Origin of the sequence: Aliidiomarina sp. B3213 (genome assembly GCF_003290085.1) — a bacterium.
Taxonomy (GTDB): Bacteria; Pseudomonadota; Gammaproteobacteria; order Enterobacterales; family Alteromonadaceae; genus Aliidiomarina.
Genome location: NZ_QMKJ01000002.1, coordinates 391,831 through 406,345, shown reverse-complemented (window position 1 = coordinate 406,345; position 14,515 = coordinate 391,831). Strand labels below are relative to the sequence as shown.

At 47.1% G+C, this 14,515-nt stretch carries 12 protein-coding genes; 11 read left to right on the top strand and 1 reads right to left on the bottom strand.

The window, feature by feature from the left end; all coding sequences use genetic code 11:
- Window positions 1-10 precede the first annotated feature (10 nt).
- The 9 genes from murD to lpxC all read left to right on the top strand — a co-directional run bounded on the left by murD (window position 11) and on the right by lpxC (window position 10,337).
- Window positions 11-1,360, top strand: a complete 1,350-nt coding sequence (murD, locus tag DQX04_RS07075) for a UDP-N-acetylmuramoyl-L-alanine--D-glutamate ligase (RefSeq protein ID WP_111915197.1) — start codon at window positions 11-13, stop codon at window positions 1,358-1,360.
- Entirely contained in the window at window positions 1,350-2,567 is a 1,218-nt protein-coding gene (gene ftsW, locus DQX04_RS07070) for a putative lipid II flippase FtsW (protein WP_111915196.1), read from the top strand. Before murD ends, ftsW begins: the two co-directional genes overlap by 11 nt.
- Entirely contained in the window at window positions 2,564-3,661 is a 1,098-nt protein-coding gene (gene murG, locus DQX04_RS07065) for an undecaprenyldiphospho-muramoylpentapeptide beta-N-acetylglucosaminyltransferase (RefSeq protein ID WP_111915195.1), read from the top strand. Before ftsW ends, murG begins: the two co-directional genes overlap by 4 nt.
- Before the next feature lie 6 nt (window positions 3,662-3,667).
- Window positions 3,668-5,131, top strand: a complete 1,464-nt coding sequence (murC, locus tag DQX04_RS07060) for a UDP-N-acetylmuramate--L-alanine ligase (protein ID WP_111915669.1) — start codon at window positions 3,668-3,670, stop codon at window positions 5,129-5,131.
- A complete protein-coding gene (locus tag DQX04_RS07055) occupies window positions 5,128-6,054 on the top strand; it encodes a D-alanine--D-alanine ligase (protein WP_111915194.1) in 927 nt (308 codons plus the stop codon). Before murC ends, DQX04_RS07055 begins: the two co-directional genes overlap by 4 nt.
- A 3-nt stretch (window positions 6,055-6,057) precedes the next feature.
- On the top strand, window positions 6,058-6,795 hold the full coding sequence (locus tag DQX04_RS07050; protein WP_111915193.1) for a cell division protein FtsQ/DivIB: 738 nt from the start codon (window positions 6,058-6,060) through the stop codon (window positions 6,793-6,795).
- 29 nt (window positions 6,796-6,824) lie between these two features.
- The gene (gene ftsA, locus DQX04_RS07045; RefSeq protein ID WP_207916254.1) at window positions 6,825-8,033 is read left to right on the top strand and encodes a cell division protein FtsA; all 1,209 of its coding nucleotides are present in this window, start codon (window positions 6,825-6,827) and stop codon (window positions 8,031-8,033) included.
- Between the two features lie 54 nt (window positions 8,034-8,087).
- Window positions 8,088-9,272, top strand: coding sequence for a cell division protein FtsZ (gene ftsZ / locus DQX04_RS07040; RefSeq protein ID WP_111915667.1), 1,185 nt, complete (start codon window positions 8,088-8,090; stop codon window positions 9,270-9,272).
- Window positions 9,273-9,422: 150 nt separating this feature from the next.
- On the top strand, window positions 9,423-10,337 hold the full coding sequence (lpxC, locus tag DQX04_RS07035; protein WP_111915192.1) for a UDP-3-O-acyl-N-acetylglucosamine deacetylase: 915 nt from the start codon (window positions 9,423-9,425) through the stop codon (window positions 10,335-10,337).
- On the opposite strand, the gene DQX04_RS07030 is transcribed toward lpxC, so the two are convergent.
- A complete protein-coding gene (locus tag DQX04_RS07030) occupies window positions 10,313-10,639 on the bottom strand; it encodes a DUF721 domain-containing protein (RefSeq protein WP_111915191.1) in 327 nt (108 codons plus the stop codon). The genes lpxC and DQX04_RS07030 overlap by 25 nt on opposite strands.
- Window positions 10,640-10,667: 28 nt before the next feature.
- On the opposite strand from DQX04_RS07030, the gene DQX04_RS07025 reads away from it, so the two are divergent.
- Entirely contained in the window at window positions 10,668-11,597 is a 930-nt protein-coding gene (locus tag DQX04_RS07025) for a M23 family metallopeptidase (protein WP_111915190.1), read from the top strand.
- A gap of 124 nt (window positions 11,598-11,721) precedes the next feature.
- Window positions 11,722-14,448, top strand: a complete 2,727-nt coding sequence (gene secA, locus DQX04_RS07020) for a preprotein translocase subunit SecA (RefSeq protein WP_111915189.1) — start codon at window positions 11,722-11,724, stop codon at window positions 14,446-14,448.
- Window positions 14,449-14,515 lie beyond the last annotated feature (67 nt).

Genomic DNA, 14,515 nt, shown 5'->3' with positions numbered 1-14,515 from the left:
GAACATATTGATGCAAGCAAACTTGAAACAGTATGACAATATCGTGATTGCCGGTTTCGGCATGACTGGTGTTGCGTGTGCGCGTTTCTTGCTTGCAAAAGGCGTGGTTCCGGTAGTTTTAGACTCTCGAGCAGAACCGCCGGGAGCGAAAGAAGCCCCTGAACTGCTCAGTCAGGTTGAGGCCTATTTTGGTGACTTTGCGTTAGAGCATTTACTTGCTGCAGACCTGATTGTTGTAAGCCCAGGTTTAGACACGCGTTTTGGTAACTTGCGCATGGCTGCAGACGCAGGTATTCGATTGATTTCTGATATCGAAATGATGGCCTGGTTCGTCAAAGTGCCTGTAATAGCAGTGACTGGTTCGAATGGTAAGTCGACGGTCACGGAGCTTTGTTACCACATCCTTAAGAAGTCGGGTATGCGAGCAGCGATGGGTGGCAATATTGGTATTCCAGCTTTAGATCTACTGCTTGCTAAGCCAGCGTACGAAGCTATTGTGTTGGAATTGTCGAGTTTCCAACTGGAGCTTACCGAAAGTTTGCGCCTCGAAGCCGCCTGTATTTTAAATATAACGGCAGACCACTTAGATCGTTACGATGATGAGCGCGGCTATCAACGTGCTAAGCAACGTATATATCGCCACGCAAAAAGTAGAGTATGGAATTGCGACGACGCACTTACAAAACCACGCGGTAGCTCAGCTAAATCTAGAAATACCAAGTTTGGCAGCAGCGCATTACCCGACGGCTTTGGTTTGCAACAAGAGAAGAATGAGTTTTGGTTGAGCTGGCGCGGACTTCGTTTGATTCGCACACGCGACCTTCCGCTTGCCGGTGTGCATAACTGGCTCAACATTATGGCTGCATGTGGGCTTTGTCGCCCATTGGGTATAGAACCAGCGGACGCAGTAAAACTGATTAAGGATTTTAAAGCATTACCTCATCGTTGTGAGGTGGTTTTTGACCGCTTTGGTGTGCGTTGGATTGACGACTCAAAGGCAACGAATGCTGGTGCAACCATTGCTGCGATTAACGGTATGCGACCCGATGTAAAAGGGAAGCTGATACTCATTGCTGGTGGTGATGCCAAAGGAGCAGACTTAAGTGTATTAGCTCCAGTACTAGAACAAGTGGATGTGCTTATTACGTTAGGGCGCGACGGTCACAAAATAGCCGTGCTGAAAGAAGGTGCCATAACGGTAAAAACTATGGACGAAGCCGTAGAAGCGGCTAAAGGACAGTTGAATAAAGGCGCTGTGGTCTTGCTTTCTCCTGCATGCGCAAGCCTTGATATGTTTAAAGATTACAAGCACCGAGGTATGGCATTTAAGAAGGCTGTGGAGGTTGCTTATGGCAGCTAATGAACAGCAGCTAGACCTAACTATGAGTGCCAACGACTCGATGTTGCAGGGGCTGAAAAGCTTCTGGAATGGTGGCAATGACCAGCAAGCGTTTGATCGCTTATTGCTGTGGTGCGCAATATTCCTGCTGAGTTTCGGTTTAATTATGGTGGCGTCATCTTCGATGCCAGTGGCTGAGCGATTAACAGGCAACCCTTTCCACTTTGTATTTCGCCATAGCTTTTACTTGCTGGTGAGTGGCTTTATGGCAACCGTAACGTTGCTTGTGCCCACGGCAATCTGGGATCGTCATAACTTATTTTTATGTGTGGTCGCAATCGTGATGTTAATGGCTGTACTAGTGATTGGTCATACCGTAAATGGCGCGACTCGTTGGCTGAAGGTAGGTCCACTAACGTTGCAGGTTGCAGAGTTTGCCAAACTATTCTTCTTTGTATTTTTGGCAAGTTACCTTAACCGCAGACATGATGAAGTAAGAAAGAACTGGCGCGGATTTATGAAAGCACTGCTGGTTATGGGGATTATTACTTTCCTTATTCTTCTTCAGCCAGATTTGGGCTCGGTTATTGTATTAACGGTTACAGCAATGGCCATGTTGTTTATTGCAGGCGCAAGAATTCCTCACTTTATTGCGTTGGCGTTAACCATGTTGGTGCTGTTCATTGGCTTAATTATTTTCGAGCCATACCGGATGCGCCGAGTCACTTCATTTCTTGACCCGTGGGAAGACCCATTCGGCAGTGGCTATCAGTTAACGCAGTCGCTCATGGCGTTTGGGCGTGGCGATGTGTTTGGTCAGGGCTTAGGTAATAGTGTTCAGAAGTTACAGTTCTTACCTGAAGCTCACACCGACTTTATTATGGCGGTTATTGGTGAAGAGCTTGGTTTTACTGGCGTGGTTGCAGTTATTGCGTTGGTATTGGTTCTAGTTCTTAAGGCGCTGATGTTGGGACAAAAAGCGTTACGTCAGAAAAAGCCTTTTGCAGGTTATCTAGCACACGGTATTGGTATTTGGTTTTTCTTCCAAGCAGCGGTGAACGTAGGTGCGTCTGCAGGTTTAATACCAACCAAAGGCTTAACATTACCGTTGGTAAGTTATGGCGGAAGTAGTTTGATGGTGACCTGTATTGGTGTAGCCCTGCTACTTCGCATCGACTATGAAGTGCGAAATGGTTTTAAGTGGAAATCTGCGGAGGGTCAGGCATGAAGCATGTACTGATTACCGCAGGCGGAACGGGCGGACATGTATTTCCAGCACTTGCGGTTGCGCAAGAGCTCAAAGACGCTGGCTTCACAATTAGCTGGTTAGGCACGGAAGATCGAATGGAAGCACAGGTGGTGCCAAAGGCGGGGTTCGACTTTACCGGAATAGAGCAAAAAGCCGTTCGCGGTAAAGGTGCGTTAGGGTGGTTAATTGCCCCCTTCCGTTTGCTTGCAGGAGTGATTAAAATGCGTCGCTTTTTGGCGCTGAAAAAGCCTGACTTAGTGCTGGGTTTTGGTGGTTATACAGCTGGTCCTGCGGGCGTTGCTGCGAAAAGTAAAGGTATACCGCTGATTATTCATGAGCAAAATGCTGCAGCGGGTATGACGAACAAATTACTGGCGCCATTATCTGCGCGAGTGTTACTCGGCTTTCGTGGCGCCAGTGAACAGTTAAAAAGAAGTGAATGGGTAGGAAACCCTGTGCGTCAAGACATCGCTCATCTGATGCAAGAGGCCGTGCCACTGCCGGAAATAGAATTAAAAATTTTAGTGGTTGGCGGCAGTTTAGGTGCTCAACATTTGAATGAAGTAATGCCTGAAGTTTTAAGTCAATGGACTGGCGGAAAGGTTAGCGTGCTACACCAAACGGGGAAAGGTAAGCGCGAGCAAGTATTGACGGCATATAGCGCCATTGATAATGACACCGTTAAAAGTGAAGTTGTTGAATTTATTGAAGATATGAAAGCGGCTTACTTAAATGCAAATTTAGTGGTTTGCCGTGCTGGAGCATTAACGTGTAGCGAGTTGGCCTGCGTTGGCCGTGCAAGCTTGTTGGTGCCTTATCCTTATGCCGTGGACGATCACCAGACTAAAAATGCAGGTGAACTAGTGAGCGCAGGCGCGGCAAGATTGATTAAACAACACGAGTTTACTTGTGCGCATGTAACTCAAGTTTTACAAGAGCTATCGGCTCACCCAGAACAAGTGAAAGAGATGGGAGAGCATGCCAGACAAATAGCTCAACCTGACGCTGCGGCGAAGGTAGCGGCTATTTGTGCTGAGGAAATGAATACTGAAATGAATGTGGAGCAACACTAAGTGACGATGCTAGCGAGCAAACAACCGTTTAAAGTGGTGACCGTACCCGAGATGCGTCGGGTGCGTGTGATTCACTTTGTGGGTATCGGTGGCGCCGGTATGGCGGGTATCGCAGAAGTGTTGTTGAACCAAGGCTACCAAGTTTCAGGTAGTGACATTGCTGAAAATAACAATACGACGCGATTACGTAGTCTAGGCGCGGAAATTAAGTTGGGTCATGCGGCGTCAAACATATCTAGCGCAAGTGTTGTGGTGGTGTCGTCTGCGGTGAAAGCTGACAACGCCGAAGTTGTAGCAGCGAAAGAACTATTGATTCCAGTGGTGCGCAGAGCTGAAATGCTCGCCGAATTGATGCGCTTTAGGCATGGAGTTGCGGTTGCTGGGACACACGGTAAAACCACAACAACGAGCTTAGTAGCGAGTATTTTTGCCGAGGCAGGCAGTGATCCTACATTTGTAATTGGCGGCTTGCTGAACAGCGCTGGTGCTAATGCGCGGTTAGGGTCTTCTAAGTATTTGATTGCAGAAGCAGACGAAAGCGACGCTTCATTTCTGCACTTGCAGCCGATGGTCGCTATTGTGACCAATATAGAGCCCGATCACATGGATACCTATCAAGGTGACTTCGCGAAAATGCAGGACACCTACGTAGAGTTTCTACATAACTTGCCTTTTTATGGGCTTGCAGTGATGTGTGCTGACGACCCGATAGTGACTGAGTTGCTACCTCGTGTAGGTCGTCAAATTACCACCTACGGGTTTAATGAAGGGGTAGATGTTCAGGCTGTGCAGTACGAGCAGTTTGGTAACCAAAGTCACTTTACTGTGTTAAGAAAAGAGCACCCACCACTAGCTGTAAAACTGAATTTACCGGGTAAACATAACGTATTGAATGCCCTAGCAGCGATAGCTGTAGCGTCGGACGAAGGATTGAGTGACGAGGCAATTGTAAGTGCGCTTGAAAAATTTGAAGGCATTGGTCGACGTTTCCAACAGTTTGGTCATTACCCCTGTGGTGATGGTGAAGTTATGTTGATAGACGACTATGGTCACCACCCTTCTGAAGTAGCAGCCACTATTCAGGCGGTAAGAAGCGGTTGGCCTGAGCGTCGTCTAGTGATGTGCTTTCAACCGCACCGTTACTCTAGAACACGAGACTTATACGAAGACTTCGTAGACGTGCTGGTAAACGTGGACGAGTTACTGTTGTTAGAAGTTTATGGCGCGGGAGAAGAACCTGTACCGGGCGCTGAAAGTCGAGCTTTATGTCGTTCGATTCGCCAACGTGGGCAGTTTGAACCGGTGTATGTGAAAGGCCCTGAACACCTTCCGAAAATGTTGGCTGAAGTTATTCAGCCGGGTGACATTGTGCTCACGCAAGGGGCAGGAAACGTGGGTGGTATTGCCAAAGAGTTGCATCGATTACAGTTGAACGTAGAGCAAATGAAAGCAACAGGAGGAAAAGCATGAGTGCTTTGAAACGTGTTGCATTGTTAGCGGGTGGAACTTCGGCGGAGCGGGAGATTTCGTTGCGCTCAGGTCGAGCCATAGAAGCTGCATTAAAAGAAAACAATATAGACGTTGTGTGGTTTGACCCTCAAGAGCGCTCTTTATTGACCTTAGCTAACGAAAATGTGGATGCGGCGTTTATTGCACTTCATGGCCGTGGCGGCGAAGACGGTGAAGTACAAGCGGTGTTGGATTACTTAGAGATTCCATATAGCGGGTCTGGTGTGCTTGCGTGTGCTTTAGCCATGGATAAGTCGAAAACTAAGGCGCTTTGGCAAGGTATGGGCTTACCTACGGCACAGTCTCTTACAGTGAACGCGTCAATGTTGGATTCGTTAGACTTGCGTGCTGTGCTGGAGCAGCTGGGTGGCGAGGTTATGGTTAAGCCGGCGCATGAGGGCTCTAGTATTGGTATGGCGCGAGCCACCAATGAACAAGAATTAGAAAAAGCGCTTAATGCTGCAAAGCAATTTGACTCAGAGTTATTAATTGAACAGTGGCTGGCGGGGCCAGAGTTGACGATTGGCATATTAGGTGACTCGGCACTACCAGTGATTCGAGTGAAAACGCCACATGTTTTTTATGATTACCAAGCGAAGTACGAAGAGCAGACTACTGAATATATATGCCCTGCAGGCCTTTCGAATGAGGATGAGTTTGCAGCGCGTGAGCTAGCTTTAAAAGCCTTTCAAGCCGTGGGTGGGGAAGGCTGGGGTCGCGTTGACATGATGTATGACGCAACCGGTAACTTGCAATTATTGGAAGTAAATATGGTGCCTGGTATGACCGAGAAAAGCTTGGTTCCCATGGCTGCCAAACAATTAGGATTGAGTTTTTCGCAATTAGTGATGCGCGTATTGGCAACTACGCAGCCTTCGGAGTAAGGCATGAGCGAGCCGGTGGCGCGCACAGGTTATGAGTTTTGGGCAGGTGTTGTCGTATTTATCTGCATTTTGGCAGGTTTAATTACCGGCATTGCGGTTTTGTTCAAAGTTGTAACGGACGTGGAGCAAACACCGTTTACGGAAGTGGTTATTAAAGGAGAGCGCGTATTCACAACAACGGATGATGTGGTAGGCGCATTACGAAGCGAGCGATTAGGTGGATTTTTTACAGCTGACGCAGACGTTTTGAGACAAAGAGTAGAAGGATTGCCGTGGATTTATTCGGCATCGATAAGAAGAGAATGGCCGGGAACGCTACACGTGTTTTTGGTTGAGCAGCAAGCACAAGCGCTATGGAATAACGAGGCTGTGCTTAATGTGCAAGGTGAAGTATTTAACGCTCCGGTCGCGGATGTTAAGGGCAGAGTTCCTGAACTCTACGGACCAGCGGACAATGTGGAAGAAACCTTAGATTATTTTCAGAGGTTTCAAACTTTGCTCGAGCAAGGTGGTTTCTCAATACAGGTTTTCCGTTTGAGCGACCGATTTTCCGCAAATTTGGTGTTACAAAATGGCATTGAATTGAGGTTAGGAAGAGAGTCACAAATTGAAAGGATTCAGAGGTTTATGGATTTATTGCCGGTGATTCGAGAAGAAAAAGAAGAACAAATAGATTATATCGATTTGCGTTACGACACTGGCGCAGCAGTCGGTTGGCAAGAAACCAGTACAGGTGAATAAACGTGATAGTGAAAAATGAAGAATCAAACATGATCGTTAGCCTTGATGTAGGCACCAGTAAGGTGACTGCGTTAATTGGTGAAATTATGCCTGACGGTGAATTGAGCGTAATTGGTGTGGGCATGACCCCAAGCCGCGGTATGGATAAAGGTGGCGTGAACGACTTAAACCTAGTGGTGCAGTCGATTCAACGCGCCGTGAATGAAGCTGAGTTAATGGCTGACTGCCGTGCGACCAATGTTTATTTGAATATTTCTGGTCGCCACATTGGCTGTCAAAACGAAAATGGCATGGTTCCCATCAACGACGTGGAAGTAACTTTAGACGACGTTGAAAGTGTCATTCACGCAGCGAAGTCTGTGCCAATTGCCCAAGAGAGAAGAATTTTACACGTATTGCCGCAAGAGTTTGTGATTGACTCGCAAGAGAGCATTAAGAGCCCTGTGGGTATGTCGGGTGTTCGTATGGAGTCGCGCGTACACATCATCACTTGTGCCAATGACATGGCAAAGAACATTGTGAAAGCTGTAGAGCGCTGTGGCTTACAAGTGGAAAGCTTAATTTTCTCGGCATTGGCTTCGAGCCATGCGGTGCTTACCGATGATGAGAAAGAATTGGGTGTAGCGCTTGTTGATATGGGCGGCGGTACTATCGACATTTCTATTTTCTCTGGTGGAGTGTTGCGTCATACAGCGGTTATTCCTGTTGCAGGAAACCAAGTGACCAACGATATTGCGAAGATTTTTAGAACACCACTTGGCCACGCAGAAGACATCAAAGTTCAATATGCGTGTGCGTTACGCCAGTTGGTTAGCATGGAAGACACCATTGAGGTGCCATCAGTAGGCGGAAGACCTGCCCGTGCCATGAGTAGACATACATTGGCAGAGGTTGTGGAACCTCGCTATATGGAATTATTTGAGCTGGTTAGAGACGAAATAGAAAAAAGTGGCTTAGACGAACAAATTGCTGCGGGTGTAGTGCTTACCGGCGGCACAGCAAAGATGGAAGGTGCGGTTGAGTTTGCAGAAGAGGTATTTCAAATGCCCGTGCGTATTGGCTCACCGTTAGGGGTGAAAGGACTTTCAGACTATGTCGACGATGCAATTCACGCTACATCTGTTGGGTTGTTGAGATTTGGTCAAATGGAGTTAGCGGAACAGGAGAGGGAGCGCAATCGCCAGCAGCAAGCACACTGGTGGGTTCGCGTGAAAAGTTGGTTCCGCGGTGAATTTTAAATTTTGGGGTAACACAAAAAACTACAGGAAAGTGGAGAGGTAATAACTATGAACATGTTCGAAGTGATAGAGCAGTTTGAGTCAGACGCGGTGATAAAAGTCATCGGCGTTGGTGGTGGTGGCGGTAACGCCGTTCAGCACATGGTGACGCAATCTATTGAGGGCGTTCAATTCATTGCAGCTAATACTGACGCACAAGCGCTTCGTCGCAATGGTGCTGATGTTGCCGTGCAGTTAGGTGGCGAAATTACTAAAGGCTTGGGTGCTGGCGCAAACCCAGAAATTGGTCGTTTAGCTGCTGAAGAAAACCGTGAAGAAATTCAGCGTTACCTAGACGGTGCTGACATGGTTTTCATCGCTGCAGGCATGGGTGGTGGTACTGGCACAGGTGCTGCACCAATCGTTGCTGAAATTGCCAAAGAGATGGGCGTACTTACGGTTGCGGTAGTGACTAAGCCTTTTCCATTTGAAGGCAAAAAACGTATGGAGTCTGCCGACGCAGGTATTGCTGAGCTTGCACAGCACGTGGACTCGTTGATCACGATTCCTAATGAAAAGCTTCTTAAAGTATTAGGTCGTGGAACTTCGTTGCTAGACGCTTTCGGCGCTGCGAACAATGTATTGCTAGGTGCAGTGCAAGGTATTGCAGAACTTATTACGCGCCCTGGTTTAATTAACGTCGACTTTGCAGACGTACAAACCGTAATGCGTGAAATGGGTACAGCCATGATGGGTACCGGTATTGCGAGCGGTGAAGACCGTGCTCAAGAAGCTGCTGAAATGGCAATTAACAGTCCGCTTCTTGAAGATATCGACCTTTCTGGTGCGCGCGGTGTTTTGGTCAACGTGACTGCCGGTATGGATATGAGCATGGACGAGTTTGATACTGTGGGTGAGACAGTTCGTGCTTTCGCTTCAGACAACGCAACAGTGATCATTGGTGCGGTTATCGACGTAGAAATGTCTGATGAAATGAGAGTCACAGTTGTTGCTACGGGTCTTGGTGCAGAGCGTAAGCCTGACATCGCTCTTGTAGAACCACGCAAGACCGAAGCAACCGGTATGCGTTCAAGCGGTAGCGTTTCTCAACCTTATTCTGGTTCTAGTTCTGCAGCACCAAAATTAGAGCCTGAAAGCGAAGTTGAAGAGCCGATGGTACAAACCGGAACTCAAAGTCAGCCGAGAAAAGAGCAAAACTTCCTGGACATCCCAGCGTTTCTGCGCAGACAGGCTGATTAAAAAATAGACTGGCTTGACCAGTAATGTGACTTTTGTTATAGTTTGCGCCCTTTAACTCCAGTTTTTCAAGGGTTGAAGGGGGCGTGAGTCACACGGTGAGGCAACGCGAGAAAGCGTTTGAGGTCTCAGCGATACAGTGAGGGTAGGTGTATGATCAAACAACGGACAATTAGAGAAGCAATTTCAACGACAGGTGTTGGCCTCCATAAAGGAAATAAGGTCAATCTGACGTTGCGTCCTGCTGCGCCAAATGCAGGCATTGTTTTCCGTCGCGTCGATCTCGAGCCTGTAGTCGAGATTAAAGTTGAGCCTGAACTGGTGCGCGACACGCGCATGTGTACTTGTTTGATCAATGAAGAAAACGTACGTGTTTCTACGGTAGAGCACTTGCTTGCGGCAGTTGCAGCAATGGGAATCGACAACTTGTATATTGAAGTTGATTCACATGAGATTCCTATTATGGACGGTAGTTCTCATCCGTTCATTTTCTTATTGCAGTCTGCAGGCGTGGAAGAGCAAGGGCCGGCTAAGCGCTTTATTCGCGTGAAGAAACCCGTACGTGTGGAAGAAGGTGATAAATGGGCCGAGTTGTTACCCCATGACGGGTTCAAAATCGACTTCTCGATCGACTTCGACCACCCCGCGATCGCTGATACTAACCAAATGGTTTCTATGGACTTAAGTTCACAGAACTTTATTCGCGACATCAGCCGCGCCAGAACCTTCGGGTTTATGAAAGATATTGAAGTACTTCGTGCTAACAACCTAGCGTTAGGTGGCAGCATGGACAACGCTGTAGTGTTAGACGAGTTCCGTGTATTGAATACGGAAGGTTTGCGCTATGACGACGAGTTCGTAAAACATAAAGTACTAGATGCGGTGGGAGACCTTTATATGCAAGGCCACAGTATTCTAGGACACTTGCGTGCCCACAAGTCGGGTCACGCTTTAAATAACAAGCTTTTGGTGGAATTAATCCAGAACCAAGAAGCTTGGGAATTTATAACCTTTGAAGATAAAGAAAGCGAAGCGCCAATTCGTTATTTAGATCCGGTTACAGCGTAAGACATACTCGGGTCTACTTGAACATTTAAGGCGTTGACTTTTATCTCAGGTATCTGATTAAATCGTTGAATAATCTCGGATTCGGTAATCCGGATTCGAGTAACCCAAGCGGGTGAAGCAACGTGAATAAATAGTGTGTCGTCGCGATGGGCGATACAACGAGAGGCTGCGGCAAGTGCAGGTGAAACGGCTTGCTGCCAGAGTGCGTTAAGATGCTCAGCCTGATGAGTACGTTTACTCAGTTCAGCAAGGGGTCCAGTGGACAATAATTGTTGTGCTGTTTTCGGTGGACGTTTGAGCATCTATCTACTGAAGTGAGTGAATTATTGCATGAGTTTAGCAATCCTTTATAAGGGTCGAAAGGTTAGATTTAAAATTAGCCTGTCGCGTCGGCGACTCCTCACCATATTAGGCATTTCTGCATTCCTAACTTTATCTATTACTCAACCTTGGAAAGAACAAGGTATAGACCCTCTTGTCGCGCAAGAAAGTATTCGTGCAGAACAACTCCGTATTGCCGCTGAGTCTGAAGCGGTCAAGCAAGTGCGAGAGCACGCTCAGCGCGAACTTACTGCTATGTCGATTAAAATGGGTGAGTTGCAAGGTCAACTTATGCGTTTAGAGGCTTTCGGTCAGCGTCTTGCTGAAGTGGCAAACTTCGATGATGGAGAGTTCCTATTCGACACACCTATGCCTTTGGGTGGCCCTGAAGCTTCTCTGAATGAATGGCCCGTCGTTACTGACCATAATATTCTTGATGACCTTGATCAGATGATTGCTCAGCTTGATGATCGACAAAATCAGCTTCACCTACTTGAGTCTGTGATGGTTAATCACCATATAGAAGAAGCACGCTTCATTGCAGGTCGTCCAATTGGCGCTGGCTGGTTGAGTTCGCAGTACGGTATTCGTCGTGACCCATTTAATGGTAACCCGACGATGCACCGCGGAATAGATTACGCTGCAGCCAATGGCTCACCCGTGTATGCTACGGGCGCAGGTATTGTGACTTATGCAGGAAGACGTACAGGTTATGGCTATTTAGTTGAAGTTGACCATGGTGCTGGGTTAAGAACTCGTTACGCACATTTGGGTGACTATGATGTAGCCGTTGGAGATGTGGTCACACGCGGTCAAGAAATTGGTAAAGTGGGTCAGACAGGTCGAGCAACCGGTCCTCACGTTCATTATGAAGTATTGCAGAATGGACGCCATTTGAACCCCGCTGAATATGTGACACGCCGCGCGCCAACTGAGTAAGGCGTAGGGTAGTTTCGCAACGGCACCTGACAGGTGCCGTTTTGTTTTTTAAATTTAATTATCTTTTTGTGTGGTGAAGCGAACGTAAGCTAGCCCAAAGCAAATTGCAGGAACCTCGAAGCAGATGATTGGTAGTTTAGTAAAGAGCATTTTTGGAAGTCGTAACGACCGGATAATAAGCAAACTTGGCAAGCAAGTTGACAAAATAAATGCGCTAGAAGCTTCTTACGAAAAGCTGTCTGACGATGAAATCAAAGCTAAAACAGCTGAGTTTAAAGAGCGCCTAGCGAATGGCGAATCTTTAGACAGTATTTTAGTTGAGGCGTTTGCAACTGTACGCGAAGCGAGTAAGCGTGTGTTTGGTATGCGCCATTTCGACGTGCAGCTTATTGGCGGTATGATTCTTAACGACAACCGCATTGCCGAAATGCGTACTGGTGAAGGTAAAACCCTAACCGCTACATTACCTGCGTATTTGAACGCCCTTACCGGTGGCTGCGTGCATGTTGTTACCGTGAACGATTACTTGGCGCGTCGTGATGCTGACTGGAACCGTCCTCTATTTTCGTTTTTGGGAATGACCGTTGCTTGTAACGTCGCAGGCATGCGCCCACAAGAGAAGCAAGAAGCCTATCAAGCAGACATTCTATACGGAACGAATAACGAGTTCGGTTTTGACTACCTGCGCGACAACATGGCATTTTCACCGAAAGAGCGTGTGCAACGCGAACTTTATTACGCCATTGTCGATGAAGTTGACTCGATTCTTATCGACGAAGCTCGTACACCATTGATTATTTCTGGCCCTGCAGAAGACTCTTCTGCGCTTTACAAGCAAATCAACCAGTTAGTGGGCGTGTTAAAACGCCAAATGGTTGAGGAAACTAAAGACACTGAAGTTGCTGAAGAAGACCGCGCAGACTTCACGATTGACGAGAAAGCACGCCAGTTACATTTAACGGAGCAAGGCCAAGAGCGAATCGAAGATATCCTTCGTGAAGCCGAGTTATTAAAGCCAGAAGATTCATTATATTCTGCTGCCAATATCTCATTGTTGCACCATGTAAACGCTGCATTACGTGCGCATCATTTATTTAAGCGCGATGTTGATTACATAGTTAAAGACAGCCAGATCGTTATTGTTGACGAACATACTGGTCGTACTATGGAAGGTCGTCGTTGGTCTGAAGGTTTACACCAAGCTATTGAAGCAAAAGAAGGTGTATCGATTCAAAACGAAAACCAAACATTGGCGTCGATTACATTCCAGAACTATTTCCGTTTGTACACTAAGCTAGCGGGGATGACTGGTACAGCAGACACCGAAGCGTTCGAATTCCAGGATATCTACGGGTTGGAAACAGTGGTTGTTCCAACCAACAAACCTATGATTCGTGACGATCGCGGCGATTTGATCTACCTAACTGCTGCAGAAAAATACGACGCCATTATTAAAGATGTGAAAGAACAACGTGACGCAGGGCGCCCGGTATTGGTGGGTACGTCATCAGTAGAAAGCTCGGAATTAGTTTCTAAGTTACTGAAAAAAGATAAAATCAAACACAAAGTACTGAACGCGAAGTATCACGAGCAAGAAGCGGAAATTATCGCTCAAGCCGGTCAAGCTGGCGCTGTAACCATTGCCACGAACATGGCGGGTCGTGGTACTGACATTGTACTCGGCGGTAACTTACAAACAGAGCTCGACGCTTTAGAGAATGCAGACGAAGCTAAAGTTGCTCAAGTTAAAGAAGATTGGCAGAAACGCCATGACGCAGTTATTGAAGCGGGTGGCTTGCACATTGTGGGTACCGAGCGCCACGAATCTCGCCGTATCGATAACCAGTTGCGCGGACGTTCGGGCCGTCAAGGTGACCCTGGTTCTTCTCGTTTCTATTTGTCACTCGACGACAGCTTAATGCGTATTTTTGCGTCGGACAAAATGGGTGCGATGATGAAGCGCTTAGGTATGAAACCTGGCGAAGCTATTGAACACCCATGGGTTTCAAAAGCTATTGAGAATGCTCAACGCAAAGTGGAAGCGCGTAATTTTGATATTCGTAAACAGCTGCTTGAGTATGACGATGTTGCCAATGACCAACGTAAAGTGGTTTACGAACAGCGCAATGAGTTATTAAACGAAGGCGATATTAAAGAAACCATCGAAGTGATTCGCGACGATGTATATAACGTGGTTATTTCTGAGTACATTCCGCCAGAGTCGTTAGAAGAAATGTGGAATGTGAAAGGCTTAGAAGACCGTTTGCGTGCGGACTTTGATCTAGATTTACCGATACAGCAATGGCTTGATGACGACGATAAGTTATTTGAAGAGCGTTTACGCGAACGTATCATTGAGGAAGCGGCAACTGCCTACCAAGAGAAAGAGCAACAGGTAGGTGAGAAGGTTATTCGTAACTTTGAAAAAGCCGTAATGCTACAAAGCCTTGATACCCACTGGAAAGAACACTTGGCTGCAATGGACCACCTGCGCCAAGGCATCCATTTGCGTGGTTATGCTCAGAAGAACCCGAAACAGGAATATAAACGTGAAGCGTACAACCTGTTCATGGATATGCTCGAAGGCTTGAAGGTCGATGTTATCGGGATCTTGAGTAAGGTTAAGGTTCGTGCTGAAGAAGACGTAGAAGCGGTTGAAGCGCAGCGTCGTAAGTCTGAGGAAGCGCCAAAGGAGTACAAGCATGAGTCTGCCCCGACTTCAGGCGGAGATTCAGCAGCTAGTGAAGGTGCGCAAACTGTTGTGCGTGAAGGCGCGAAGGTAGGGCGTAATGATCCTTGCCCTTGCGGTTCAGGTAAAAAGTACAAGCAGTGCCACGGAAAGCTAACCTAACCAATTAAGTTATTGCGTAATAAATACAGCGGTGTGACTGTTACAGTGACACCGCTTTTTTATAATC

Coding starts and splice junctions, on each gene's coding strand:
- murD (WP_111915197.1), top strand. CDS start 11: ATGCAAGCAAACTTGAAACAGTATGACAATATCGTGATTGCCGGTTTC.
- ftsW (WP_111915196.1), top strand. CDS start 1,350: ATGGCAGCTAATGAACAGCAGCTAGACCTAACTATGAGTGCCAACGAC.
- murG (WP_111915195.1), top strand. CDS start 2,564: ATGAAGCATGTACTGATTACCGCAGGCGGAACGGGCGGACATGTATTT.
- murC (WP_111915669.1), top strand. CDS start 3,668: ATGCTAGCGAGCAAACAACCGTTTAAAGTGGTGACCGTACCCGAGATG.
- DQX04_RS07055 (WP_111915194.1), top strand. CDS start 5,128: ATGAGTGCTTTGAAACGTGTTGCATTGTTAGCGGGTGGAACTTCGGCG.
- DQX04_RS07050 (WP_111915193.1), top strand. CDS start 6,058: ATGAGCGAGCCGGTGGCGCGCACAGGTTATGAGTTTTGGGCAGGTGTT.
- ftsA (WP_207916254.1), top strand. CDS start 6,825: ATGATCGTTAGCCTTGATGTAGGCACCAGTAAGGTGACTGCGTTAATT.
- ftsZ (WP_111915667.1), top strand. CDS start 8,088: ATGTTCGAAGTGATAGAGCAGTTTGAGTCAGACGCGGTGATAAAAGTC.
- lpxC (WP_111915192.1), top strand. CDS start 9,423: ATGATCAAACAACGGACAATTAGAGAAGCAATTTCAACGACAGGTGTT.
- DQX04_RS07030 (WP_111915191.1), bottom strand. CDS start 10,639: ATGCTCAAACGTCCACCGAAAACAGCACAACAATTATTGTCCACTGGA.
- DQX04_RS07025 (WP_111915190.1), top strand. CDS start 10,668: ATGAGTTTAGCAATCCTTTATAAGGGTCGAAAGGTTAGATTTAAAATT.
- secA (WP_111915189.1), top strand. CDS start 11,722: ATGATTGGTAGTTTAGTAAAGAGCATTTTTGGAAGTCGTAACGACCGG.